We start from the raw sequence: 26295 nt of genomic DNA, 5'->3' as shown, positions 1-26295 counted from the left end.
CATGCCGGAACTACTCCCCACGATAAAATCGCCAGAGGACCTGAAAGGTTTCAATGCCGCGCAATTGGATCAGTTGGCGGCCGAGATTCGGGAAGTCCTCTGCAATCTGGTAGCGACTCGAACGGCACACTTCGCCTCGAACCTGGGCGTGGTCGAGCTTTGCATTGCTCTGCACCGGACATTCGACTTCACCCAAGATCGACTGATTTGGGATACTGGTCACCAGGTCTATCCGCACAAGTTGGTCACCGGTCGATATGACCAGTTCAACACCATGCGGACCAAGGGTGGCCTGATGGGCTATCCCAACCCGCATGAAAGTGAGTACGACCTCTTCATGACTGGCCACGCCGGGGCAAGCGTCTCGACGGTTATGGGGCTGGCCAGCGGCGATTTTTTGAACAGCAATCCCGATCGTCACTCGGTGGCGGTTATCGGCGACGGGGCGTTCCCCAGCGGGATGGTCTTCGAGGCCCTCAACAACGCCAAGGCCCTTAACGGCAATCTGCTGATCATCTTGAACGATAACAAGATGTCGATCTGTCCTCGGGTCGGCGGCGTGGCCGATTACTTCGATCGACTGCGGATGAATCCGTTCTACACCGGTTTCAAGAATGAAGTCGTCAAAGCCCTGAATATGGTTCCGGTCTTCGGCGATCCGACCGAACGCTTCCTGGCTCAGCTTAAAGAGGGAGTCAAAGCGGGGCTGCACGGCGGAATGCTGTTCGAGGAATTGGGCATCAACTACATCGGCCCAATCGACGGTCATAACATTCAGCTTCTGCGGAAGTACCTGGAAATGGTTAAAACGCAGAAGGGCCCAACGCTTCTGCATGTGGTCACAGAAAAGGGGCATGGATACGATCCGGCTGCCGAGGATCCGGTCTACTATCACACTCCACCGGTCCTGAAAAAGAACGAAGACAGCTGCGAAGCTCCGAAGACAAGCGGCGGCTCGAAGGCGTATACCAACTACGCTCGCGATGCGATTGCCGAGGTGATGCGGAAGAACGAGAGCGTGACCGTCATGACCGCGGCGATGTGCCAAGGGACGAAGATGGAGCCGCTGCGTGACGAGTTCGGCGACCGCTTCTTCGATACCGGCATTTGCGAATCGCACACGGTTGCATTCGCGGCTGGTCAGGCAAAAGCGGGTCTGCGTCCGATCGTGAACATCTACAGCACGTTCCTGCAACGAAGCTTCGACCAGGTCTTTCAGGAAGTCGCTTTGCAGGACTTGCCGGTCGTCTTCACCATGGATCGAGCTGGCATTACGGCGGCTGATGGTCCAACGCATCACGGCATGTACGACATCGGTTACATGCGTCTGTTCCCCAATATGATCGTGATGGCCCCCGGCGATGCGGACGAACTGACCGAGATGGTCAACTTTGCCGTTTCGGTCGATCACCCGACGGCTATCCGATACCCCAAGACCAACGCCGAGAATATCAGCCGAGATCGCCAGCCGATCGAACTTGGCAAGGCCGAGGTGCTGCAGCAGGGATCCGACGGCGCGGTCATCTGTTACGGGACACAATTACCCGAAGCGAAGAAAGCAGCCGAACTGCTGGCCAAAGATGGAATCAACGTCACGCTGGTGAACGCTCGTTTTGCCAAGCCAATCGATAGCGAGACGATCCTACCGATTCTGAAAGAGTCTCCCTTCGTCGTGACCGTTGAAGAAGCGGCTTTGATGACTGGCTTCGGTAGTGCCCTGCTCGAAGCGGCCAATGAAGCGGGAGTTGACGCCAGTCATGTAAAACGGCTTGGAATTCCCGATGTCTTCGTACAACATGGAGATAGAGCGGAAATCCTGGCCGAACTGCAACTCGACTCCTTGGGCATTGCCAAGGTCTGTCGAGAGCTTGCAGCCGCCCACGATCAGATTTCCTCGCAGCATTAAAATGCCTCTCCGTTCCCCAATTTCCATTGGGGACAGGGTTGAGGATTGAAAGCTGACGGCGGCGTCTCCTGCTCTCAGCTTTCTGTAGACACATCAATATTCCTCACCCCCTGCCCTCTTCGTTCACAGGAGAGGGAACATGAACGATGACCACCGTCGATCCTGCTTCCCCGAAGAAACCACCCTGGACTGGGAAAGAAAAGCCGCGTGTCATGCTGCTGGGGGCCGGTAATCGTCCTCATGTCGAGGAAGAAGCCGAACGACTTTCTCACCTGCTTCCGCAATTTGCAGAGGTCGTGCATACCGATCTTGAGTGGGAAGCGGATCTGTCTGAAATCGAAGCTGATTTTGCGATTGTGCTCGGTGGCGATGGTTCGATCCTCGGGGCTGCCCGTAGTATGGGAAACAAGCAGATTCCCATTATCGGCGTAAATATGGGTAAGCTCGGGTTTCTGGCGGCCTTCACACCGGACCATGTGGTCGAACAGCTCGCGGCGTTATGCGCGGGCGATTGTCAGATCATCGAGCATATGATGCTGCGATGCCGCGTTTTCAAGGATGACGAGGTGATCGCAGAGCGGATCGGTCTGAACGAAATGGCACTTCTGGGCGGACCACCCTTCCAAATCCGCACGATTGATCTTTACGTAGACAACCAATTAGCGACATCATATAGCTGCGATGGCTTAATCATCAGCACTCCGGTCGGGTCGACGGCCCATAACCTGTCGGCAGGCGGTCCTATTTTACGGGCCGACTTGCGGGCCTTTGTCGTCAGTCCCATCAGCCCCCACACGTTGACCATGCGGAGCGTGGTCGACACCGGCGATCGATGTTTCGAGATGCACTTGCGCGGATCGGACCGAACGATGTCGGTAGTGGTCGACGGTCGAGTGCTCAGCCCGGTCACCAGCGATCACCGCGTTCGCGTCGATCAGGCACAGCCGCGATTCAAGCTCGTCGCAACCCATGACCATAACTATTACCGCACGCTCCGCGAAAAGCTGGGCTGGGGCGGTCAAATCGATCACGGTAGATAGACTAGTTTGAAGTGTTCAGTTTTCAGTTTTCAGCAAGAGAGGAATGCCAAGTGATGGCTTCACTTTTCGATCTCCCGCTGAAACCTGAACACTGAAAACTGAAAACTTGCACCAAACGACCCAAAACTGCAAGGATGCAAAATCATGAGAATGCTCGCGACTCTCGCGCTGCTGGTTGCCACTTCCACCGTGGCGATGGCCGAAGATGCCAAGGTCAAACTCGAATACAAGTTCGCCGTCGGTGACGTGATTCGCTCGAAGGTCGTGCATCTCTCCACGGTCGAAACCAAGATCAAGGGAACGACGCAGACGGCTCAGTCTCGTAGTATCTCGACCAAGAATTGGAAGATTCAAGAAGTAAACGCAGATGGTGACGCGACCTTCATCCACTCGGTCGAAAATATCGACATGTGGCAGAAGGTTACCGACCGACCCGAACAACGCTACAACAGCGAGAAGGACGAGATTCCTCCAGCGATCTATAGCGAAGCTGCTAAGAGTGTTGGTATTCCACTAGCCAAGATCACCGTCGATTCGATGGGTCGCCTGGTCGATCGCGAACAGCTTGGTGGTACGCCCAGCAGTGAGTCGCAGATCTTGCCGATCCTGCCTGCCGAGCCAATCGCTGTCGGTGCTGCTTGGTATTCGCCAGACGACATTACCGTGCGTACCGGTAGCGGTGCTCAAAAGCACATCAAGACGCGTCAGGTCTTCCGCCTGAAGAGCGTGTCCGGTGGTATCGCGACCATCTCGACGGAAACTCAAATTCTGACTCCGATCGACGATCCAATGCTAAAGGTCGAGCTTATCCAGAAGCTGACTCGTGGAACGATCAAGTTCGACATCGAAGCAGGTCGTGTCGCCTCGCAGCAACTTGATCTCGATGAGACGATCATCGGATTCCAGGGCGAGACCAGTGTGATGAATTACCTCGGCCGCATGACCGAAGAGCTGATTCAAGAAGCTCCTGCCAAGGTCGCTGCCGTACCGATGGCACCCAAGAAGCTGAAGGAAGTACCTGCCCTGCCGAAGACTGCTTCGAAGCCAGTGCAAGAAGAGGTTGCCGAAGGGAAGTCGTGGGACAAGTTGATCGAAGGTTCCGCGGAGCCGGAAACGTTTGAATCGAACGAGCCTGCCGCCAAGGTGGCGACCAAGCCCGAGCGACCGCGAATCGAAGGTGTGCCTACCCTGGCCGATCCAGCTACCAAGCCGGTTGAGGAAGAAGAAGAGCTTAAGCTCGACGCACCGGAACAAGAGTAAACATCAGCAAGCGGCGCGGCGGCAGAGAATCGCTCGATTCCCTGCCACGGTCGGGGTGAAAACAATCGTCCCCTCCCCTTTGCCGCGCGGCTTTAGTTGCTTTCGCATGGCCTCGAGTTTCAACTCGAGGCCTCTTTGTTTGAGCTCTAGCGTACCCCACTCGACCTGCGCAACGGCTTTCTTCAGCCGCTTGGCATCTACCTTCTCCTGCGTGAGCACTTCGAACGTCTGAAGTAATGGGTGTGCGAGTGTATCGCTACCCGTCAGATAGTGCGAATCTGGCGACACGCGTGTCAACTGAAGACTCGCGGCCAAGGTATCGACCAATCCGGAAGCGACCAGCGCAGGGTCGGGGTCGAAGAGATAGAGACCAACTTCCGTCGACGATACTGGCGATCGGACCATGCCCTCGAAAAAGTCGACCTGTCCCGCAGGGTCGATCCGCGCAGCCCTGCGTGTGCCTGGCTTCTGGGCAAGTTCACCCAACCACACGACCAATTGTTTGCATTCGCGGTGGTGCGAGATCCATTCGCACTGGCCTTCCTCTTCCCAGGCTTCCGGCAGACGACTCGCTGGGGCCAGCTTCATGGCCGCGTTGCGGTTGCGCCGCAGCATGGCCTCCAGTTGGTCGAGGCTTGGGCTGAAGCTGTCCAGGCGAATCGTACGGCGATCTTCGTGTCGCCGATCGGGATCGATATGCCAGGCCGCGAACTGTTCGAGCGGTGTGTCTTCGGCCAAGCCGCAACGCGTATCGGCAAGCTTTGCGCCATGTGCAGAAACGTTCGCATCGGCAAAGCAAAGATGATCGGCCGAGGCATCCACTGCGGTCGTCGGACCGCGCTGAGCCAGCGCAATCAGATCACCGCCGATGCCGCAGCATAAATCGGCTAGTGGCTGGTCGGTCGGGAAACGCTGAGCTTTATACGCGGCGATCTCTTGATCAGTGGACTGCTGCAGACCGATGTCGGTGAAGAACATTGCCTCGGCATGAGCGAACTTCCGCTTGGCTCGTTTGCGGAGTTCAGCTTGGCTCAACAGTGCCGCGGACTGTTCGCCACTAAGTTCCTGGCGAAGCCGGGTGAGGGTTCCGATCGCGTTGACATTGACCTCGCCGAGCCAATCAAACCACGACTTGGCTTCGTCCGAGACGAGCCACTGCGAGGTGGTAAGAGATTCCGATTGGTCGGGAGATGGCATTTCTTTGGTCTGCGAAAAATGTGGCGACGGCTCGGATCTTACGAGGTGCTGGCATCACCTTCATGCGAGGTGTGCCTGGGACTCGATGATGACTATGGATGAATCATCAATGGAAGGAGTCAGTTGTGTTTCGTCGAACGGTCATGTTCTGGGTTGCCGCAGCCGCCAGTTTTGGCGTGCCGTATAGCTATTACAACCCCACCGTGCGCGAAACAGCCAGTTCCTATTGGAACAAGGCCAGCGAATTAATGCCATCGGGGGAAGCTGCTCCTGCGGCCTCGATTGCCGGTGAAGATAACGCCGGCCAACAAAACCTGGTGAGTGCCCCGAGTACGCCTGCCGCTGCCGCGAAGCCAATGGGACCTCCTTCTGCTGCTCCCGTGTTTCAGCAGTTCGATCACTTCATCAACTTCAATGCCAACCCACGCTGGATCATGGAAACATGGCCCCGGGTGAGTACGACCCTTTCGGACGTTCGGCTCGAAGGTCTGCGCGTCCCGCTGGTCAGTGGATCGCGAATCGACGACATCGCTGGCTCGCTGACTTACTACTTCGACAAAGACAAAGTCTTGCAGCGAATCACCTTTCATGGAACCACCGGTGACGAGCGTCGCCTGGTCGCCATGCTCACGCAGCACTACAAGTTCGAATCGGAACCGAGCGTTGCCGGTTCGCTGTATATGGTGAAGTGGAACGGAGAGCCTGTCAGCGTCTTACGCGTCGAACCGGCCGCCGTGATCAATCAGAACCTACCCCATACGCGGTTGAAGATCGATTTGGAGATCAACCGCCCATCACGCTATTACTCGCTCAGCCCTGAGATGGCCAATATAGTCGACCGCGACAAGCACGCTGGTCGTTGGGGCTTCAAATAACAAAATCCTGTCCCTCGCCCCCGGTTTGCAGGGGCGAGGGGACAGGATTTTCTATGATTATCGGCTCGAGCGAAGCTCGGCCTCGGCCAATTCGATGGCCTCTTGAGCTTTCAGAGAACGATCGGCAATCTGCACGATCGAATCGTCGGCCAGCCACTTGTTCACCTTCTTCTCCGCCGAGATCACCGTGCTGTGACTACGACGTTGAAAGTGCAAGCAGATGTCCGAGAGAGCAGCACCCGTGTGTTTGCGGGCCAACCACATCGCCAACATGCGAGGGTTGCTGGCTCGGCGTGATTTGGATTGCGAACGCAGCAGTTTGGTATCGACACCAAACACGCGGCAGACGGCTTGCTCGACGTCATCCAGTCGCATCATGCTGCTGCGCTGCGGGATGAGATCGGCAAGCAGGTTTTCCAGTATAGGAATCGAAAGCGTGTTGCCTTCGACCGCACAGTAGGCCCACAACCGGTTGATTGCACCCGAGACGAGTCGGCCTTCGCCTGGAAGTTGACGCGTTAGCCAGTGAGCGATTGATTCGGTTAGTTGGACGCCCCGTTTCTCGGCCAATCGCTGGATCATGGCCGTTTTGCACGTTTCGTCCAGAGGATCGACCTTGCAGATCAAACCGCTGGAGAAGCGAGCAACCAATTCGGTACCCAGGGCCGATAGTTCGGTGGGACGCTGATTGCCGGCCAGAACGACCTGCCCACCACGACGCGTGATCGCATCGAGCGTATGCAGCAGTTCCGTCTTGGTGGCTCGTTTGCCGGCAAAGAACTGCACGTCGTCAATGATCAACACGCCGACGTCGCGATACTTGCGGCGGAAACTGGCTACGCCAGAAGACTGCAAAGCTTCCAGGAAGTAAGTCGTGAACTGCTCAGCCGAGAGATACACGACACGCCCCAGTTCCTTCTTCTGCTGAGCCAGGCCGTAGATACCTTCCAGCAAGTGGGTTTTCCCGCTGCCGGAGGGACCATGAATATATAGTGGCGAGATCTGTCCCGGCTGCTGCAAGACCATCGTCGCTGCCGTTTTAGCCATCGAGTTGCAATCGCTGACGACAAAGTCTTTCAGCGAGGCGAACCGGCGGCGCTGGATAATCGTCGAACTGCTCGACGAAGCGCGAGTCGGTTGCGTACTCGTAGCCGCAGGAGGCATCTTCTTTTCCGCTTTAACGGCGGATGGTGATGGAGCTTTAGAAGCAGGGGCGGATCCTTCGCGGTAGATCACTTGATGCCCTGGCAATTGCACGTCGGAAAGAGCCTGACGAATGGCCTCATGGAAATTCTTGCGGAGGAAGTCGAGATTCACTCGGCTGGTCGATTCAATCAGCAAACAGCCTTCGCTCAAACGAAGCTGAGTGTTGTTGGTACCGAACCAAAGCTCGAAGCGATCTTGTCCTACCCTCTCGATCATTGCGAGACGCAACGCAGGTAGAATTTCGATGTCTTCCGTGACCACAGGCTGACTCTTTCAGCGAGTTGAATTTCCGATTTCCAATCCGAAAATCGTCCTTCAACCCCAGACGGGAGAGAGGCAAAAACAGGCGGCATCATTAACCGCGTGGAGGATGATTGTAGGCAAGCTAGCACCCCTGTCAAACCTCTCGGAAGCACCCTGGAAGAAAAAAAGAGAAGGGGACATATCGGACCTGCCGAATGCCCGCGATTTCCCGGAGATTTGCTGCGAGCTGCGGCTTTCCATTTTCTAACACGATCTGAACACGACCGTGGATAAATTGTCGAAACCTGACAAATCTGATTCAAGACATCACCGATATGTCATCCCAATCTCTTATTTCGCAACACTTTATAGCTGATGGAAGTCCCAATTAGGGTGGGGACACGGTTGGTCACGCATTATGAAGATCGTTGGAAGAGACGGTAAGCACGGCTTCTGGCATGCTTACTTAAGCAACGGCAATGTTCGGCAAACGGAGAGGGAGTAGGAACAGTTCTTTCACGCTGGCTTGCTCGAACCCGAAGCGGCGATACAGGGCGATCGCGGGGGTATTTCGTTGGTCGACCCCCGTAATGGTGGAACGGCAGCCTAGGAATTGGGCGAGCTGCAGAACGAAGCGAAGGATCTCTTTGCCCAGCCCCAACTGTCGATAACGCGGGGTCAGGCCAAAGTAGATCAGTTCCAACTGCTGTGGCTCGGCATGATGAGCAGTGATGACGACACCGATCATCTCGCCATCGTTCTCAAGCGTGTACCAGTTGTAAGTCGACTTATTACTGGTCGCGTGGTAACCCTCCAGGACATCCGCGACATCCCGCATGCCGTCCAGTTCTGGGCAGTCGAGACTGTTCTCGTAAGTCTGGGCGACCAGATTTCGAAAAGCTTCCGACTGAAAGTCATCGCAGCGACGAAACTGCAAGTCGCTATGGGGAGGCTCTGCCGGAACGTCTTCCGTTAGCGCTTCGAGGTGGCTTAGAAGCGTAATCGATTGAAAGCCACACCCTGCGAGTAAGTTGCCGGCGGGCCGGTTTTCGGGCCCGACCAGGCTTTGTAATAGATGGCAATCATGATGTTTGGCAAATTGCACGGCTTGTTGAATGAGCAAATCAGCCGTCGAGTCCGATTCTTCGGACAGGATGCCTGGACCCCATACGGTGCCTATCTTTCCTGGCTGACTCAAACACCAGATTGAAGAAACGACCCGATTGCCACGTGTCGCGGTCATGAGCCCGTCGAAACTAATTTTGCCCTGCTTTTCTGCCGCCAACAGTGCGGTGACCCGGCCTCGGTGAGCGTGTCGCGAGCGTCCTCCGGTAGCCATCCACAAAGCTGCACCGTAGTGTTCCGGCGAGGCGGCTCCGATTTCAGGATGATCTGGGGCGTCGTTAGGGTTCATAGTCCTTAGATTAACAGCGAGGCCCGCTCGTGTCTTCATGGATTTTGCCGCACCAACAGCGAGGATTCGCTTTCCTTCTTGGGGTGGATGCGCGACAATAAGGGCGGCAAGGTAAATTGGTCAGACGCGGGGACGTTCTGACAAAACCCAGAGAAGGAGGATCATATGCGGACACGATACTTACTCGGACTGTCCATCGTTTTGGGAGGGATTCTTCTCCTCGCTCCAAAAGCGGTCATGGCTCAAGGAGCCCTGGATAAGCTGGGAGACATTCTTAATCAAGTACAACAAAACCGCCCTGATCGGCCCGACCGACCGGCACCTCAGACCATGACCGTCGCGAGACCCTATCTGGGGGCTATGCTCGATACGGTGGACGGTGACATTCAAGCGGGGCAGCCTCGCGGGGTGCTCGTCACGAAAGTGAACCCAGGCGGTCCCGCCGAAAAAGCGGGTTTGAAAGATGGGGATCGCATCATCTCGTTCAACGATAAGTCGTTCGATACGGTCGACGGTGTTGGTAATTGGATGGAAACCATGAAGCCGGGTGATCGCGTGATTATCAAGGCCATCCGCAACAATGATCACACGGTCGGCATGACGCTGACTTTAGGTAGCCGTGAAGTCGAGGTTCCTGTCCGCCCAGCACAACCTATCCCACCTCGACCATACGATCCGCTGGACGTCGAAGGAGACATGCCGCGACCATCGGAGCCGCTTCCACCGCCGCCGGTTGATGACTCGCCGCGCGTGCTAGGGGTTCGCGTCGTGCCGCTTTCTGATCAAATCCGTGCCCAGACAGGCATCTCGGTTCGCCGTGGGGCCTACGTCGAAAGTGTGAGTCGCGGTAGCGTAGCCGACCGTGGCAATATTCCTGTCGGTGCCGTGATCGTGTCGTACGATGGTCGACGTGTTGACGATGCGGTAGGGCTTATTCAGTTGGTTCGTAGTTCCCCGGCCGATCGCATGATTCCGGTCAACTATTACTACGGGAACCGCATGGAGTCGACGCAGCTCTTCTTTGGCGATCCGCGGGCATTGCCGCCGCAGCCTGGGATTGGACCGGGTGGTGATCCTGCATATGACGACGACCGTCCTGCCCTGCGAATGTTGCAGAAGGCCATTGGCGCTATCGAAGGGGGTGAAATGCCGGCAGGAATTGCGACCCAGGAACAAGTCGATTCGCTGAGTCGCCGGGTGCGAGATCTCGAACAAGAGGTCCGTCAGCTACGCGAAGAACTCCGCGCTCTCAAATCCTCGACCGATCTCTAGTGATTCCTCTCGAGGGTTCATCATGCTCAAAACGAAAAGGGTTTCGCGAGAAACCCTTTTTTCGTGCGCCGATGTCGTGCTTGAAGCCATTGTGGAAGGATACGGTTTTGTGATGACTTGGCATCGTTTCTGCAGGACAATGGATAGAGAATCGAAATTGCCGTTACGAAACGTTAGGTGAAAGTGATGGAAGAAATCTTGGTCCTATCGACCGGTTCGGTGTGGGACATTGAATCTTTACTGCGACTGGTATTGGCCACCATCTGTGGCGCGGCCCTGGGATGGGAACGAGAACGTAAGGCGAAACCTGCCGGTCTGCGAACGCATATGATGGTTTCGCTGGGGGCGGCGACATTCCTGCTGGCAGGACTGCACTATTCCGAGACGCTTGGTCAGGCCGAGCCTTCGTGGGTGCAGGCCGATCTGTTTCGCATCGTTTCTGGGATCATTGGAGGTGTCGGCTTCTTGGGGGCTGGTTCCATCATCGAATCACGCGGAGATGTCCGAGGGCTGACCACGGCAGCTTCCATCTGGGTTGCTGCGGCCACGGGCGTTGCCTGTGGCATGGGATACTATGGCCTGAGCATCATGGCGATTGCTCTGGCAATATTAACGCTGGTCGTGGTTGGAGCTTTCGAGCGGTTTTATTTTCCCGCCAAGGACGAGCCTGAGTCTTAGACGGTCTTCGAGGGAAACTCGTGTGCGAACTGTCGAACGTGTTCTTTGAAGCGATCCAGCAGTTTGCACTGGAAGCGATACGGATTCCAGATCATCGCGATCGTGCGGGTCGGCTTGGTGCCAGACAGCGATCGGTAGACGCGACGTTTGCTCGCGTCGAGTTGTTTCGCCATTTCGGGAATCATCGAAACGCCATGCCGTAGTGACACAAGTTCCTGCACGGTCGCCAATTGGCTGGTTCTTTCGACCGACACCGGATTGAACGATCGATGGCGGCAGAAGGTTACGATGTTATCCGACAGGCAATGAGCTTCGTCCAGCAAGATGAACGGATAGGGTTCGACGTCCGCTAGTTTGATCTGCTTCTTCGAGCACAGTGGGTGATCGACCGGCAGCACCAGCAGCAGTTCTTCATCGAAGAGCGGCTCCACTTCCAGATGCTTGGCTGAAATCGGAAGTGCCAGGATCGCCAGGTCAATCTCGCCTTGCTGACATCGCCGCAACAAATTGTCCGTCGTGTCCTCTTGAACGGTCAGATGCGCTTTGGGGAAGGACTCGGCAAAAGGGCTGAGCATCTCCGGCAAGAAGAATGGAGCGATCGTCGGAATTGCACCGAGTCGAATTCTTCCACTTTCCCCATCATCCGAAATCTCGGCCTTGGTATCTTCGACCAACGCCACAATGCGATGCGCTCTGGGAAGCAGCAGTTGTCCGGCATCGGTCAGGGTGACCTTCCGCGATTGTCGCTCGAACAGAGGTTGCCCCAGGGCTTCTTCCAGGCGGGCTATCGAACGGCTGAGGGCCGGCTGCGAGATCGCCAGACATTCGGCGGCTCGGGTGAAGTTGCCCAGTTCGGCGACTTTAAGAAATTGCTGGAGCTGCTCGATTTCCATTGGCGTGGCCTGCGATTCTGATCGATGCAAGAAATACATGATGCAGGACATGATTATGCATGATATGCATCTTGTGTGCCATGCCAACGCGGGCCAGGTTGCGAGTTGTTTTAATGCGGACGAATGACTTCCGGCAACGGTTCGCCTTCGGGAATGAATCGCATCGAAATCGAGTTCACGCAGTGACGCGTGTCTTTGATGGTAAACCCTTCTCCTTCAAAGACGTGCCCCAGGTGCCCTCCGCAGTTGGCACATACGATTTCCGTGCGGCGTCCGTCGATATCCGGGACACGTTGCACGGCGTTGGGAAGATGCTCGTCGAAGCTGGGCCAGCCGCAGCCGCTGTGGAACTTATCTTCCGAGTGATAGATCGGCATGTTGCACTGACGGCAAATGAACGTGCCATCGTCCTCGTGATCGGTGTATTCGCCCGTGTGTGGGTACTCGGTTCCCTTATTATGAATCACGTGACGTTCGGCGTCGTTCAGTGGGTTGTATTGAGGCATGTTGCGGCCCAATCGAGTGAACGTGTTCGGTCTCAGGACTATCCCTCTATTTTACGCAGCATGACAGTCTCGGCTATGAGGTTCGTTGGGTCTACGGGATTTCCCGTACAATTTCGTTGCTTCCTTTGCAAAGTTGGCCTAAACAAGTGGTGGATTTATTGCCTGCGTTCGTGCTAGCCAGCTGACAAAGGACACTCGTGTGAGTCGCATCAGCCCCCTACTATTCGTCGCGATTCTCTTCTTTTCGGTCGACTCTCTCCTCGCTCAAACCGTGGCGGCGGACGACCCAGTTGCCCGTGGAAGAGAACTCTTTCTGCACCAATGGACGCAGGGGGACAAGCTGAGCCCTCAGGGCGACGGCTTAGGCCCTATGTTCAACGGAAGGAGCTGTGTCGAGTGCCATTCGCTGGGGGGCGTTGGTGGTAGTGGCGATAACAAGCGAAACGCCCAGTTTCTTTCCTTCCTGCCAGAGTCCGGCAAATTCACAGATGATGCGATCAAGAGCTTTCTCGGTCGCTTGAGAGGCATGCATCCTGATTTTGTCGACGAGAAAGATCAGTTCTCGTTCGGCGTTCTGCTGCATCGGCAAAGTACAACGCCTGAATACGCTGAGATTCATGACGAAGTGACGGCGCCGCTGCCATCGAATTACGACTCGCGACTGCGCATTCGGCGGATGCTCAGCAAACGGAACATTCGCCCGGTCGATGCCTTGCCGCTCAAGCTGGTGACCTATCAAGATGAACTGCAATATGCGTTGGCCGAACGCAACCCACCGCAACTGTTTGGCCTGAACGAGATCGACCAAGGAATCACTGAGGGTGACCTGAAGAACCTCGTCGCAGCTCAAGAGAAAAGCCGCACTGGAGTCTCTGGCCGCATGGCCGGTAAGTTTGGCTGGCGAGGTCAAATGCGAAGTCTCGATCTGTTCATCAAGGGAGCCTGTGCGACGGAGATCGGTCTTCAGGTTCATGAATTTGAACAAACCAAAGATCCTCTTCGCCAAGACTACGTCTTGAAAGGAAACGACCTGAGCCAAGAGCAGGTAGGCGATCTGATTCGTTACGTCCGTTCGCTGGGCGTGCCTCGCCAGGCGATTCCCGCCGATCCCAAGCAGCGTGAGATGGTCGCCGAAGGGAAGAAGTTGTTTACCGGGATCGGCTGTGCTGAATGCCATGTGGAAAAGGTTGGGACGCTCTCCGGCGTCTACTCGGACTTCTTGCTACATCACATGGGCCAACAGTTCGAAGACCCCATTCCTGCCGAGCCGGTTGCGAAATTCACCGAACACCAGCGAATGGACGTGATTACTACTTATCACGGCATGAGACGTCGCGCGATCACTACCGAATTGGTCAAGACGATGGAAGTTGGGCCCGAGCAGCACACCGAATACAAAACGCCGCCGCTTTGGGGCGTCGCGGACTCGGCCCCTTACATGCATGACGGTCGCGCGACAACGCTGCGGGCCGCCATCGAATGGCACGGAGGCGAGGCCTACTCGTCCTACCGACGTTTTTCGCTGATGAGTGAAGAGAAGCAGTTCAGCTTGCTTAAATTCCTGGAGTCGCTCAAAGGCCCCAACAACGCCGAGGAAGTGCCTGCGGATCTGATCGACAATGTGGCGAGTATCGCCGCACCGTCATTTTAGTTCCCATCGCGGATTCTTGATGCGTTTGGGACGAATCTCTCGCAGCAGACTGTCGGGTTCATCTCTGCAAATTGTTTGCCAGCATCGTAGCGATGGCATAAACAGTGATGGGAGGCACACCCTCTTATCAGGCTGCCAAACCGCTTTGTTGGAAAAGGGAATCAAGATGACCCGACTTAAGTTACTCCTCGCGCTCGGCGCTGTTCTCGTGACCAGTTCTCCCCTCTTCGCTCAATTTGTCGTCGATGACGAAACAGTGGCTCGCGGCCGCGAACTGTTCGTTCACCAGTGGGAACCAGGCGATAAGTTAAGCCCCAACGGTGACGGCCTCGGGCCTTTGTACAACGCGACCAGTTGTGCCGCGTGTCATTCCCAAGGCGGCGTGGGAGGAAGTGGTTCCGAAGATCACAACGCCCAGATGTTGGCGATTGTTCCCGAGCCAGGGCAACTCAATAAGCGTACGATCAAATCGTTTCTTAATCGTCTGAAAACGATGCATCCCGAGTTCGTCGATTCCGAGGGACGCTATTACACCGGTATTCTGCTGCACCGCTACAGCACCACGCCTGAGTACGCTGAGGTGCACGAGAAAGTAACGACACCGCTGGATGAGACCATCGCGTCACGTACGCGAATTCGTCGCATGCTGAATCGTCGGGGTATTTCCGAAGTTTCGCTCTTGCCGCTCAAGCTGGTGATCCATGACCACGACATGCAATACGCGCTGGCCGAACGCAACCCACCGCAGCTCTTCGGCACGCATTTGATTGCTACGATGATTAGTGATGCTGAGATCGAAGCCATCGCACGGCAGCAAATGCAAAGCAACAACGGCGTTTCAGGACGCTTCACGGGACGGTTTGGATGGCGCGGGCAGCTTGAGGATCTCGATCTCTTCGTCAAAGGTGCCTGTGCCGCGGAAGTTGGCTTGCAGGTTCAAGAGATGAACCAATCGAAAGACCCGTTAAAGCCAGACTACCAGCTTAAGGGGACGGATCTCACGGCGGAGCAAACCAACCAACTTGTGGCCTTCGTCCGGTCTCTACCCCGTCCTGAGCAAGTCATGCCAGAAGATCCCAATGAACGCAGCTACGTCAATCAAGGTGCGGTTCTGTTCGATGCGATTGGCTGTGCCGAATGTCATGTGAGGGATGTCGGGCAAGTAGAAGGCGTCTTCTCGGACTTCTTGTTGCATGACATGGGATCGGAGTTCGAGGATCCCATCCCGGCCAAGAAGGTCAAAGCGACGGAAGTTACCGCAGGCATGACGATGCCTACCTACTATGGTTCTGAGCCGATTCGCTATACCGAGACCTTCTATACGGTAGAAGAGCAAAATCACTACAAAGAATACCGCACGCCGCCGCTGTGGGGCGTTGCCGATTCGGCTCCTTACCTGCACGACGGTCGGGCAACCACGCTGCGAGCGGCGATTGAATGGCACGGGGGCGAGGCGTTAGCATCGACGTCAAACTTCGCTCGGCTCAGCGAACGAGAGCAAGTCGCGATTCTAAAATTCCTCGAAACGCTGAAGGCGCCTCAGGTAACCGAAGAGGCTACGAACCCGATTGCCGGCAATGAGTCTTCCGAGCCCGGTGACCAGAAGATTTCCGGCATCCCCAGTGGTACAATCAAGGCCGTGGCCGTGCGAAAGTAGGGCCGCGATAGGACGCTTTGGTTGGAACTCCTAAGGATTCGCTATGCAAATCTGGGCATCCCTTTTCCTGCCCCGCGTGTTGGGTAAGTGGCTGATCGTTGTATGCTTCGCGGCGATCAGCATGACGACGAGCCTTCTATTCGCCCAACAGTCGCAGCCGGTCGATGCGACCACGCTCGATGGCAAGGTGATGTGCGGCTATCAGGCTTGGTTTCGTTGCCCCGACGACGGAACGAACTCCGCTTGGCAGCATTGGAGCCGTCGGCCGACGATCACATCGCAGTCGCTTACCTTTCAGATGTGGCCTGACCTGTCGGAGTTCACGCCCTCGGAAAAGTATGCGGTCCCCGGCATGACTTATCCTGACGGAACGCCTGCGTACCTTTACAGCAGCGTGCACCAGAAGACGATCGAGCGTCACTTCCAGTGGATGCAGCAGTACGGTATCGACGGCGTGTTTGTGCAGCGGTTTCTGGTCAACCTACGGCAGCCGTCATTCGATACCATCCTGGAACACGTTCGCACTTCGGCCAAGGATACCGGGCGAACGTTTGGCATCTGCTACGATTTGTCAGGCTATCCGGCCGATCGCATCGTCGATCGATTGACCGACGATTGGAAGCAGCTTTGTGACGAGCGCAAGGTGACCCGCGACGAGCGTTACCTCGATCACAATGGCTTGCCGGTCGTTTTTATCTGGGGGCTCTACCCGGATCGATTCTCGGCCGACATTGCCCATCAACTGATCGACTTTTTCCACGAAGAAGGCCCTTACCACGCGACGGTCATTGGGGGTGTCCCGCCAGATTGGCGGAGTGAGAATAACGCACGCTGGGCATCGGCGTTTCGTAAGCTTGATGTGATCAGCCCCTGGAACGTGGGTAACATCGAGGTGCGCAATGGAGAAAAGGTCGCCCACACGCACGTGTGGCAAGAAGATTTGACCGAAGCCAAACAATCCGGCGCCAGGTTTCTGCCGGTCATCTATCCCGGCTTCAATTGGATGAATCTAAAAGGTCCGCTGGCTCAAAAAGATACCATCTCACGCCGCGACGGTGAGTTCATGTGGGAACAGTTTGTGGCGGCGAAGAAGTTAGGCAGCGGGATGGCGTATGTCGCGATGTTTGACGAAGTCGACGAGGCCACGGCAATCTACAAGGTGACCAACGACCCGCCGTTGGAAGCCAACTGTGCGACCTACGAGGGACTGCCGTCCGATTGGTACCTGCGGCTAACCGGCGAAGGCACCAAGATGATCCGCGGGGATACGCCCTTGAGCGAGCGAATCCCCATCCGACCTTAATACGGCTATTTGCTGTCTGCAGAAATCCATCCGAGAGAGGTGAGGAACTTGTCCATCTCGGCCACGGTTTCGTTGTACCAGCGGTTTTTGTCCTTGCCGTGATTGAAGAAGCCGTGCCCTTGCCCTTCGTACACGCGAAGTTCGCTGTCGACGCCAGCCTTTTTCATCGCTTCCTGAAATCGCTCGGCCGTCGCAACCGGGATCAGATTGTCTTTGGAGCCGAGAAACACGATTGCAGGAGGATCATCGGCGCTGATGTTATGGGCTGGAGAGAATTCCTTGTAGCGGTCTTTTACACGCGAGGTTCCCCAGCCGCCGGGACCGTTGTCGTAAACCGGATTGAACAGCACCATCGCGTTGGGCTTGGTCGAAACGTCTTGTTTCCCTTGGTCGACCGTACCGAGGTAAGCGGCCAAGTGCCCACCCGCCGAGCCGCCACCGGTCGCGATACGATCCGGGTCGATACCTAACTCCTTGGCGTGCGAGCGAACCCACTTCATCGCGTCCAAAGCATCCTCGGTGCAGGTAACCGGTGGGTCGTCGCTTTTGCGATCCAACAAACGATACTCGACCTGAACACAAACCATACCGTGCTCGGCCAGGTGTTTACTGTGCTCGGTGAATTGACCCGGGGCACCCCCAACCCAGCCGCCGCCATGAAAGAAGACAATCGCCGGTCGGCTGTCAGTCTTCTTCCAGTCAGCGGGCTTCGTGATGTAGAGTGTTAGTTCGCGGTCGCCGACCGTTTTGTAGACGGTTGGTTTGCCTTCTGGCTTGGCGGCGAGAACGGACGTGGCGAGTACCAGGAAGATTGCAGAGGAAAGGAGGACTTTGTGCATGGTGATTCTCGTGGATGAGTAAGGGTGGGAGCGACTCTTGCGTATCGTAGTCGATAACCGAGCGACATGCGAATTCTAGGGTTTGATTTCGTCTCCGGAGTTTCTACGGTATCATCAATGTTGCTGTAATTCTCTTCTGGTCAGGGCGGCTCCATGGATCCCAAAAGCTTCGTCTACGGAATCTTCGCAGGTCTAATCCTGGCGGTCATTCTTTACGGGCTGTCGTCCTTCTTCAGTATCTTTCGCCCCTGGTTACAGGTCATGTTGTCTGGCGGTAAAGCGTCCGTCTTTCAAATTCTGGGGATGCGACTGCGTGGCTCGAATGTGAAGTTGGTTACCGAGGCCTACATCATGTTGGTGCAGCGAGGGCAGAAGGTATCGTTGAGTCAGGTCGAATCGCAGTACATTGCCCGCAAACAGACGATCATGTCTAGTCACGACCTGATGCAACTGGTGGAGCAAAACCAGGGGATGTCTACGCCTGGCTAGAAATCGCCGCAGGAAACGATGACGTACGTGACGAATTCCGTTACATTACGGCACATCATTGAACCACTAAACTCCGGGGCAAAAAGGAAAGCACCATGAAGTTGACCGATTTCTACAACGAAGTATCCCGCCACGTCGACACGGACAAAACGGAAATCACCGTCGCGGAAACCAAACGCGTATTGAGCGAGGCCTTCTTGCTGCTGGCCAAAATGGACGCGGCCGAAGCTTTCGATACGGTGAGCAAAGGGATCACTACCGCCAAGAAGAAGCTTTCCAAGTAAGCACACTTGCCGCCGCACTCAGGCCTTCGCCTCATACCTTCGAGGCGAAGGCGATCTCTCGCATTCTCAAACCTCTCAGCATTTCGGACATGATAGATGCCGCAATATTGGGCACTGCCGTCCGAGCCCAAATCCTAACGCTAGTTCGTAACTCCTTTCTTTACAGAAAGTTGTGGAAACAGCTTGGCGCGATTCGCAAGAGAGGTACGTAACTTGCATGCATGAAGGCTCTGACCTAGGTAATCCTTTCGAACGAGGCGGTTCATGGGAAACAATACCAACGAGGTAGTACTTCCGTTTACGCTCAAATTGCTCGACTCCTCAAGCGGACATGCTATTCAGACATGGAACTTCAGTGACTGTCAGCGTGTCACGATCGGACGGGCAGCCGAGAACGATATCAGTCTGGCCGATCCGCAGGTCTCACGAGTGCATGTCGAACTCTTGGCACGCGATGGCGCATGGGCGCTCGTTTCGTTAGGACGCAATGGGACCGTCTTGGACGGGGCGTTAATCAATGACGAGCCGTTGAATGATCACGCGATCTTTCAGCTAGGACCGACTGGGCCGTCATTTCAGTTTTCGACAACCAGTGAATCGGTTTCCAGTCTACAGACACTGAATGAAATCGATCCGATCGCACTCGACTTTCTCATGGTTGACGAAGGCCAATTGGAAGAAGAAGTCAAGAACATCGCCGATACCGAAGTATTTCGAGAGCTGCAGGAACGAGCCCGAAAGATGAAGGACAAGTAGTCTTTCAGGCAACAGTCTTCCGCTTGGCTTCCGTGAAATTGCAACAAGTGTTACCCCCCTGGGAAAATCCAGCGTGTCGAAAATCGTATCTATTCACTCCTTTCGCGGGGGCACCGGAAAGTCGAACGTGACTGCCAATCTCGCGGTCACCATTGCCCGAGCTGGGTATCGCGTCGGAATCGTCGATACCGATATTCAGTCGCCCGGCATTCATGTCGTGTTTCACCTGCACGAAGATCGCGTCACCCATTGTCTGAATGACTTTCTGTGGGGCGACTGTCCGATTGAAGAGGCTGCCTACGATGTGACCGAGGCGGCGATCGGCAATGTGGCCGACGAAGACGAACGGCCTCGTGTGTTCCTTGTGCCGGCCAGCATCAAGACTAGCGAGATCGGCCGCGTGCTGAAAGAAGGTTACGACGTTGGTCTGCTCAACGATGGTTTCAAGCGATTGATTCAGAAGTTGAATCTCGACTTCCTGCTCATCGATACGCATCCCGGCGTGAATGAAGAAACGCTGCTGTCGATCGTGATTTCCGATCGCCTGTTGCTCGTGCTGCGGCCCGATCAGCAAGACTTCCAGGGAAGCTCGGTCACCCTGGAATTGGCCCGTCGTCTCGATGTGAGCGAGGTCTCGTTGATCGTCAATAAGATTCCGCCGGGAATGGATCGTGCTCAACTCAAGTCGAAGGTCGAATCGATCTACAACGCAGAGGTTCTGGCCCTGTTGCCGTTGAATTTCGAGTTAGTTCGCATGGCCAGTAGTGGGTTGTTCGTCAATCGTTATCCACAGCATCCTTTCACGCGCGAGTTGCAACTAGTCGCAAACGCGCTGACTACGTAATCGAGGTGGGGAAAGCTCTATGAACTCGTCTCAAAACGGCACCGGTGAGTCCCCCTCGCACTTGGATGCTTTGCTCACGCGGATGAAGTCTGCTGCATCTCCTTTGCGGGAAGTACTGCGTGAGATCCATTCCAAATACGCGTCGGTCGACGATGGTGAGGTTGCCAGCTACATTCCGGAACTGGCCAAGGCCAACCCGGCGTGGTTTGGAATTTCGGCGGTCTCTGTCGAAGGTCAGGCCATTGATGTTGGCGACAGCGATCAGCAGTTCACGATTCAGTCCGCCTCGAAACCGTTCATGTTTGGACTCGCCCTGGAAGATCATGGTCGAGAACACGTGCTTTCCAAGATTGGCGTGCAGCCGATTGGCGAGGCCTTCAATTCCATCACGCTCGATCAAGTCGCTAATCGACCGTTCAACCCGATGATCAACGCCGGAGCAATCGCGGCCGCCGACCTGGTCAAAGGGAAGGACTATCCCGAGCGGGTCACGCGGACGATCGATATGTTCAGCCGCTACTGTGGACGCACCGTTTACGTCGACAACTCGGTCTTTACGTCCGAGCGGATGACCGGTCACCGGAATCGTGCGATCGGGCACTTGATGCTCAACTTTGACATGGTGAGCGATCAACTCGATGAAACGCTCGAGCTTTACTTTCAGCAGTGCAGCTTGCTGGTAACCTGCCATGATCTGGCGGTGATGGGAGCGACCTTAGCTAACGGCGGCGTGAACCCGATCACAGGCGTGCGAGCGATTGATGCCGAGTACGTCAAAGACCTGCTCAGTGTGATGCATACCTGCGGTATGTACGACTACGCTGGCGAATGGGCTTATCGAATCGGCATCCCGGCCAAGAGCGGCGTCGGCGGTGGTATCGTGGCCGTGATTCCTGGTCAGGGAGGCATCGGCACCTTCTCGCCGAAGCTCGACGTCAAAGGCAACAGCGTTCGCGGAATCAAAGTCTTCGAGGATCTCGCCCAGCGCTACGGGCTGCATGTCTTCGAGGCGGACGACAAAAAGCAATCGCTCGTCAGTCAGTTCTCGCCACCGAAGTAGTTCGCTGAAAACTTATGGCATCGTGCGAAAGTAACGTTCGATGGCCATGCCCAGTTGGCGACCGACCGTCATGTAGCCCCCTTGGTGGCTATTGGGCGTATTCCAAGAAGTCTCGAGCGTTACGGCAACGACGCGGTCGGCCGTGTGCTTGGTCACCCAGTTCTTACTGATCTTGGTCCAATTTTTGTCATAGCTGGGGCCTGACTCGCGCGTTTCCCCTTTGAAAGCTAAGGGACCGGTGATCTCCAGTTGCGAGGTCGCCAGGAAGTGTTCCAGGTTGCTCTTTCCCTCGTCGGTAAGTTGATCGGTTGTTGTGGTGTAGAAGTATGGCTTTTTATCATTGGCACCGGGATTGTGAAGATCGACAAACAGGTCGAACGTTCCGGCCTTGTCCTGTTCGAGGATCTGCTGCTGAGCGACTTTCACACTGTTCCAGTGAGGCTGGTCGCTCCAGTCCCGGTTGTGATCTTGTGGGATCTGGTTCTTCCCCCCTGCCCCGATCGCCACGTTGTCGATGTCCATCACCGGTACGATCGTGATCCGCGACTTTTGCCGCAGGACGCTGGCACGTGGATCGTCACTGAGCAGCCAATGTACCAGGCCTTGGCAAACCCAACTCGAGCCAGACTCCCAGGCATGTTGTCGAGCTTGAATCCAGATCCCTTTGCGCTGTTTGTTGGGGACGCCTTCTTCTTGGACTCGCAGAGCAGGAACCGGCCGACCGGCACGTGTTTGGCATAGCTCGAAGGCGGTTGCATGCGGACTGCTCTGGGCTGACTCTTTGACCAAGCGCTGAGCATCTTCCACACGAAACGGCGGCCCCCACGCGAACCAGCAAGTCTCGCCGTCGGCCTTGTGCCGGTAGACGATCCGCTTGCCGTCTCGTTTGCCTGGGGCTGTTTGCTGCCAGGTGATGTTGTCAGTGCTTACCGCCGCTTGATCAGGCGTCGCCCACGGGGCGTTGCCCACATCGAGCGTGATCGTTTCACCTGGCTCGATACCGCTGACCTGAAAGTACCACCAGCACTCCCAGCCCCGCTGCGGATTCGCCTCAGGCTCGATCCGAACAAGACGCTTCTCTTGGTCAATCTCGATCACCTTCGCCGACCCGCCAGAGAAGTCGCTATCGATGCGAAGTTCCCCAGCCAAAAGCACGTTGGCGTAACCAAATAGAAACAGGACGAGAATCGCAAGGCAGCGCATTAGGAAGGCTCCCTGGGTGGCAGGCGTGAATCGATGGCAGAGCGACTATCGTAGCACGCATTTTGGCTGTTATGAAACCAAAACCGTGACTACTCCCCTGGGCGACCTGCCACGTAAGCTACTAGCCACTGGATTACCTTTTCACCGGCATCCCATGGCAGTGCGTGACCTTGTCCATGATTTAGCAATCCGATGCGTACCGGTTCTGGATAAAAGGCCTGCCACACCTTTTGCCCGGCGCAGAGTGCCGGCCAGCTACGCTCGCCATCGGCGCAGCCGCGGCCTGTTTCGCCGCCCAACACCAGAAACGGTCGCCCGGCGATCAGCGAGACGAGTTCTTCGTGTTTGCGCGTGAAGCCTTCCTTATTAACATCGCTTCCCAGGTACCACACGGCATCCCAGTTACTGAAGCCAATCTCGATACCGCCTTCACTGGCAACCGCCGCGCAGATGCGATCGTCCATAGCTGCCAGGTACAATGCTTCCTTCGCCCCGAGCGAGTGTCCGTAGGCTCCGATCTTCTTGGGATCGACGTTATCCAGCGAGAGCAGCACATCGACGGCTCGCATGCCATCGGCCAGCATCACGGCCATTCCTTTGCTGCCGGGATGGGGCTTCAGGGCCGCCGCGGTCGAGGCCTTGTACGAGTCCTGTTCCCACAAAAAGTTCTCCGGACAGATCACCACGAAACCTTGCTTCGCCAGCCGCAGCCCCATGTGACGTTCTGGCTCGGCATCGAGGCCAACCAGTTTGTCAAACGTACGTGGGTTCGTTCCATGAAACGCGACGACCGCCGGTAGCTTGGCGTCTGCATGGTCGTGAGGAAACAGCAGATAGGCCCGTACGGTTCGTCCTGGTTCCGCTTGATAGCGAACCAATCGCCGGGTGCAATGTTCCAGGCGTTCTTCTTCGAGGGTTTCCAACTTCAAAGGAAGTTCGGGAAACGAGTACGCACCAAGAAACGTCTTCCACTGATCGCGGAGTTTGTTTCGCTGACTTTCCCATGCCTGCGATCCGTTGTTGGGAGTTTGCTCGGCTTGGTCTTTGGTCGCGATGTCTTCCGGTGGCGTTGTGACTTCGGCCAGCCAAGGGACGTCTTGTGCGGCAAGCGTTGAAAGGGAAAGCGCGCATAGGAACAGCGAGACGAAGCAGCGAATCATGGCAGGCTTTCTGGGGGAAGGAGTAGCGGCAGGTTACCGCTTCATTTTCCCTTTTTTGTTGCCGGAGTCCAGCGGCCAGAATTCGCTGGGGACATGCGACTGGGCCATGATCGTTTCGATTTGCTGCACGATCTGGGGGTGCTTACTGGCCAGGTTGTTCGTCTCGGCAGGATCGCTGGTCAGGTCAAACAACTCAAGCGGCGACTTGGTGCCTTCGCGGTAGCCCTTCCACTTGCCCATTCGCACGGCCTGTTGCGAGCGGACCGGGAATTCCCAGTACAGATGCGGATGTCCTGCTTGCGATTCTCCTTTCAGAGTCGGCAGTACCGAGATCCCATCAAGGTGCCCAGGAGCATCGACCCCGGCCAGATCGCACGCAGTTGGAAAAACGTCGCGCATGTCCCACACGAAGTCGCTTGTTTCGCCAGCCGGGACAACGCCGGGCCAACGAACGGTCATCGCCGCGCGAATGCCCCCTTCCTTCAAGCTGCGTTTGATGCCGCTGAAAGGAGCGTTCGACTTGAGGTCTTTCAAGAACGGCGGGTTGGGGCCGTTGTCTGAGGTGTAGAACACAATCGTGTTGTCGTCGATATCGAGTTCTTTCAGCAGGTCCAGGATCTTGGCCACGGTCATGTCGGCGCGGGTGATCATCGCCGCGTAGTTCTTGACCTGCTGTGGCCACTTCTTGTCTTTGTAGATTTGACAGGCCGGATCATCGGCCGGGATTTCGTATTTGCCGTGCGGCAAGGTGTACGGCAGATAAAGGAAGAACGGCTTGCTTTGGTTTTCGCGGATGAAACGCAGGGTGTCTTCTTCGAAGAAATAGTGCGAGTAACGCTTGCCGGTCTCCATCCGCTTGCCATCGTTCCACAGCCAGTCGGTGTAATACGAATGGGCGTGAACCTGATCGAGGTAGCCCAGGAAGTGATCGAAGCCCTGCTTGTCAGGCGAACCATCAAAGCCCGGGTTGCCGAGCCCCCACTTGCCGATCCCACCGGTTACGTAGCCCGCCTTCTGCATGACTTCCGCCACCGTAACGTCTTCGTCCTGCAAGAAGACCAAGCCGTTGTCATCCGTCTTGTCGCGATTGGCTTTGGCCTGGTTGTCGCGTCGGCGGCAATGCCCGGTGTGCAGGCCAGTCATCAGCACGCAACGCGTCGGGGCGCAGACGGCCGAGCCGCTGTAATGATCGGTGAAACGCATCCCTTCAGCAGCCATCTGGTCGAAGGCCGGCGTTTGCACATGCTTCGAGCCCATTGCGCCGAAGTCGTTGTACCCGGCGTCGTCCAGCATGATGTAAATGATGTTGGGCTGCTTGGTATCGGCAGCGAAGGTGTTTGCAGCGAAGCAGGAAAGTAGAGCGACTATCAGCAAGGTGCGTTGAATCATGGCGACCGAAGATGAGGTGGGGGGAAGGTTAGGTACCGAAGTGGCTGTACCTATTTCTTGTCGTTGCCCCTGATATCTTACGGGAAAATCAGGCAAACTTGCCCAAGAAACTCGTTTTCCTGCAGCGTTCCCGCTTTGATACCCCGCTTAAGTGGCTGATAACTTCCGAATACGATCGCCCACACGCACGATGCCCGACTTCACCACCCGGGCATAGATGCCGCGCAGATGCAGTTGTTTGCCTACGGCAGAGTTGACGAACTTCAGGGCATCGCTTCCGAAACGGTCTGAAAACTTCTTGCAGCCGTTGTGCGGGATCTCAGTGATTTCCAGCACGACGTCCCCGATCGCCAGTTGCTGGCCGGCCGAGAGGTTGTCTTCCGACAAATCGAAGTCGACGTAAAGATTGTCTCCGGCCAGTGCCCATCGCCCTGTGTCTCCTGCGATCAGGTCGATCGCTCGCGAGTTCGTGATGGCGATTTGGACGTCGGGATGAGGCGAACCGTCCGGCAGCGATTTCCAACAGCCCAGCGCCCAGTTGTCGCCATGCACGCCACCTTCGAGGCTTAGTTCGCAGAAGGCCAACTGGCTTCGCTCGTCGGTTTTGGGGCGTATGACGATCGCATCCAGCTTGCCATCGTCGGTCGGCGACTCTTGGATATGGGGAAGACCGTCGTGGAGCTGCTCTAACGTCAGATGCTCAGGCATCGTTTCGCCTATCAAATTGGGAAGGGGTTGAATATCAGGCGGGACGAACCGCTGCTTCGCGTCCCATGTTAAGATTCGCTCGCGCGAATAGTAACGCAGGATGGCCTTCTTCTCGAGCAGTTCCGGATGCCGATCCATGAATGCGGCCGCATTGGTGAAACTGCCATCCTTCTGGCAAGCCGTGTAGATCAGCCGCATGAATGCCAGGGTCAGCGTTTCGTGATAGCCTCGCTCAAGCTCCTCTGGCGTATTGGTCGCCGCGTTATAGGCCTGAATCCGCGAACGCATCAAGCGGACCGCTTCAGGCCACGTATTTTGCGAGGCAATCAGCACCGCCGCGCGAACGTGCGCCAAATGCGTCCACTCTTCTTGAGGAAGCGTGCAAGATTCAAATGCTGTCAGGAACTGCTGATCGTTCATGCACTACTCGGAACAGGAAGTGGGCGAAGCCAATTCCGATGA

At 56.1% G+C, this 26295-nt stretch carries 24 protein-coding genes; 14 read left to right on the top strand and 10 right to left on the bottom strand.

Annotated features, from left to right (window positions below; genetic code table 11):
- Position 1: 1 nt before the first annotated feature.
- The 3 genes from dxs to PSR63_RS01840 all read left to right on the top strand — a co-directional run bounded on the left by dxs (position 2) and on the right by PSR63_RS01840 (position 4206).
- A complete protein-coding gene (gene dxs / locus PSR63_RS01850) occupies positions 2 to 1906 on the top strand; it encodes a 1-deoxy-D-xylulose-5-phosphate synthase (RefSeq protein WP_274330239.1) in 1905 nt (634 codons plus the stop codon).
- Positions 1907 to 2052: 146 nt separating this feature from the next.
- Positions 2053 to 2946: an NAD(+)/NADH kinase gene (locus PSR63_RS01845; RefSeq protein WP_274330238.1), complete on the top strand. Its 894-nt coding sequence runs from the start codon at positions 2053 to 2055 to the stop codon at positions 2944 to 2946.
- A gap of 144 nt (positions 2947 to 3090) precedes the next feature.
- The gene (locus PSR63_RS01840) at positions 3091 to 4206 is read left to right on the top strand and encodes a hypothetical protein (protein WP_274330237.1); all 1116 of its coding nucleotides are present in this window, start codon (positions 3091 to 3093) and stop codon (positions 4204 to 4206) included.
- A 3-nt stretch (positions 4207 to 4209) separates the two neighbouring features.
- Here PSR63_RS01840 and PSR63_RS01835 read toward each other — a convergent pair whose 3' ends face one another.
- Positions 4210 to 5403 carry a class I SAM-dependent methyltransferase gene (locus tag PSR63_RS01835; RefSeq protein ID WP_274330235.1) on the bottom strand — a complete coding sequence of 398 codons (1194 nt, stop codon included), beginning with the start codon at positions 5401 to 5403 and terminating at the stop codon, positions 4210 to 4212.
- Positions 5404 to 5528: 125 nt separating this feature from the next.
- Here PSR63_RS01835 and PSR63_RS01830 point away from each other — a divergent pair, with 125 nt between their 5' ends.
- Positions 5529 to 6278 (top strand): DUF6690 family protein, encoded by a 750-nt coding sequence (locus PSR63_RS01830; protein ID WP_274330234.1) that lies wholly within the window; start codon positions 5529 to 5531, stop codon positions 6276 to 6278.
- Positions 6279 to 6335: 57 nt separating this feature from the next.
- Here PSR63_RS01830 and PSR63_RS01825 read toward each other — a convergent pair whose 3' ends face one another.
- Positions 6336 to 7745: a DnaA/Hda family protein gene (locus PSR63_RS01825; protein WP_274330232.1), complete on the bottom strand. Its 1410-nt coding sequence runs from the start codon at positions 7743 to 7745 to the stop codon at positions 6336 to 6338.
- Between the two features lie 448 nt (positions 7746 to 8193).
- Positions 8194 to 9141, bottom strand: a complete 948-nt coding sequence (locus PSR63_RS01820) for a GNAT family N-acetyltransferase (RefSeq protein WP_274330230.1) — start codon at positions 9139 to 9141, stop codon at positions 8194 to 8196.
- Between the two features lie 165 nt (positions 9142 to 9306).
- On the opposite strand from PSR63_RS01820, the gene PSR63_RS01815 reads away from it, so the two are divergent.
- Entirely contained in the window at positions 9307 to 10413 is a 1107-nt protein-coding gene (locus PSR63_RS01815) for a PDZ domain-containing protein (RefSeq protein ID WP_274330228.1), read from the top strand.
- Between the two features lie 186 nt (positions 10414 to 10599).
- Positions 10600 to 11091 (top strand): MgtC/SapB family protein, encoded by a 492-nt coding sequence (locus PSR63_RS01810; RefSeq protein WP_274330226.1) that lies wholly within the window; start codon positions 10600 to 10602, stop codon positions 11089 to 11091.
- Here PSR63_RS01810 and PSR63_RS01805 read toward each other — a convergent pair.
- A complete protein-coding gene (locus tag PSR63_RS01805) occupies positions 11088 to 11984 on the bottom strand; it encodes a LysR family transcriptional regulator (RefSeq protein WP_274334276.1) in 897 nt (298 codons plus the stop codon). The two genes, PSR63_RS01810 and PSR63_RS01805, sit on opposite strands and share 4 nt — an antisense overlap.
- Positions 11985 to 12094: 110 nt before the next feature.
- Positions 12095 to 12490 (bottom strand): methionine-R-sulfoxide reductase, encoded by a 396-nt coding sequence (locus PSR63_RS01800; protein ID WP_274330225.1) that lies wholly within the window; start codon positions 12488 to 12490, stop codon positions 12095 to 12097.
- 199 nt (positions 12491 to 12689) lie between these two features.
- Here PSR63_RS01800 and PSR63_RS01795 point away from each other — a divergent pair, with 199 nt between their 5' ends.
- The 3 genes from PSR63_RS01795 to PSR63_RS01785 all read left to right on the top strand — a co-directional run bounded on the left by PSR63_RS01795 (position 12690) and on the right by PSR63_RS01785 (position 17101).
- Entirely contained in the window at positions 12690 to 14141 is a 1452-nt protein-coding gene (locus PSR63_RS01795; RefSeq protein ID WP_274330223.1) for a di-heme oxidoredictase family protein, read from the top strand.
- A gap of 166 nt (positions 14142 to 14307) precedes the next feature.
- Positions 14308 to 15798 (top strand): di-heme oxidoredictase family protein, encoded by a 1491-nt coding sequence (locus PSR63_RS01790; RefSeq protein ID WP_274330221.1) that lies wholly within the window; start codon positions 14308 to 14310, stop codon positions 15796 to 15798.
- A 43-nt stretch (positions 15799 to 15841) separates the two neighbouring features.
- A complete protein-coding gene (locus PSR63_RS01785) occupies positions 15842 to 17101 on the top strand; it encodes a glycoside hydrolase family 71/99-like protein (RefSeq protein ID WP_274330219.1) in 1260 nt (419 codons plus the stop codon).
- A 5-nt stretch (positions 17102 to 17106) separates the two neighbouring features.
- Here the strand turns inward: PSR63_RS01785 and PSR63_RS01780 are convergent, their stop codons facing one another.
- Positions 17107 to 17940 (bottom strand): alpha/beta hydrolase, encoded by an 834-nt coding sequence (locus PSR63_RS01780; RefSeq protein ID WP_274330217.1) that lies wholly within the window; start codon positions 17938 to 17940, stop codon positions 17107 to 17109.
- Positions 17941 to 18093: 153 nt separating this feature from the next.
- Between PSR63_RS01780 and PSR63_RS01775 the strand changes: the two genes are divergently transcribed.
- The 5 genes from PSR63_RS01775 to glsA all read left to right on the top strand — a co-directional run bounded on the left by PSR63_RS01775 (position 18094) and on the right by glsA (position 21373).
- Positions 18094 to 18429 (top strand): flotillin-like FloA family protein, encoded by a 336-nt coding sequence (locus PSR63_RS01775; RefSeq protein WP_274330215.1) that lies wholly within the window; start codon positions 18094 to 18096, stop codon positions 18427 to 18429.
- A gap of 95 nt (positions 18430 to 18524) precedes the next feature.
- The gene (locus PSR63_RS01770; RefSeq protein WP_274330213.1) at positions 18525 to 18713 is read left to right on the top strand and encodes a hypothetical protein; all 189 of its coding nucleotides are present in this window, start codon (positions 18525 to 18527) and stop codon (positions 18711 to 18713) included.
- 264 nt (positions 18714 to 18977) lie between these two features.
- Positions 18978 to 19469, top strand: a complete 492-nt coding sequence (locus PSR63_RS01765; protein WP_274330211.1) for an FHA domain-containing protein — start codon at positions 18978 to 18980, stop codon at positions 19467 to 19469.
- Between the two features lie 73 nt (positions 19470 to 19542).
- Positions 19543 to 20313: a MinD/ParA family ATP-binding protein gene (locus tag PSR63_RS01760; protein WP_274330209.1), complete on the top strand. Its 771-nt coding sequence runs from the start codon at positions 19543 to 19545 to the stop codon at positions 20311 to 20313.
- 19 nt (positions 20314 to 20332) lie between these two features.
- Complete coding sequence (glsA, locus tag PSR63_RS01755) at positions 20333 to 21373, top strand: glutaminase A (protein ID WP_274330207.1); 1041 nt, start codon at positions 20333 to 20335, stop codon at positions 21371 to 21373.
- Between the two features lie 12 nt (positions 21374 to 21385).
- Here glsA and PSR63_RS01750 read toward each other — a convergent pair whose 3' ends face one another.
- The 4 genes from PSR63_RS01750 to PSR63_RS01735 form a co-directional block, all read right to left on the bottom strand.
- Positions 21386 to 22576 (bottom strand): M14-type cytosolic carboxypeptidase, encoded by a 1191-nt coding sequence (locus tag PSR63_RS01750; protein WP_274330205.1) that lies wholly within the window; start codon positions 22574 to 22576, stop codon positions 21386 to 21388.
- Between the two features lie 89 nt (positions 22577 to 22665).
- Entirely contained in the window at positions 22666 to 23736 is a 1071-nt protein-coding gene (locus PSR63_RS01745; RefSeq protein WP_274330204.1) for a dienelactone hydrolase family protein, read from the bottom strand.
- 33 nt (positions 23737 to 23769) lie between these two features.
- Entirely contained in the window at positions 23770 to 25125 is a 1356-nt protein-coding gene (locus PSR63_RS01740) for an arylsulfatase (RefSeq protein ID WP_274330203.1), read from the bottom strand.
- A 147-nt stretch (positions 25126 to 25272) separates the two neighbouring features.
- Positions 25273 to 26253, bottom strand: a complete 981-nt coding sequence (locus PSR63_RS01735; RefSeq protein ID WP_274330201.1) for an MOSC domain-containing protein — start codon at positions 26251 to 26253, stop codon at positions 25273 to 25275.
- Positions 26254 to 26295: the final 42 nt, after the last annotated feature.

The organism is Bremerella sp. P1 (genome assembly GCF_028748185.1).
Lineage (GTDB): Bacteria > Planctomycetota > Planctomycetia > Pirellulales > Pirellulaceae > Bremerella.
Note: the sequence above shows the minus strand (reverse complement) of the source record. Positions and strands in the feature narration are given on the sequence as shown.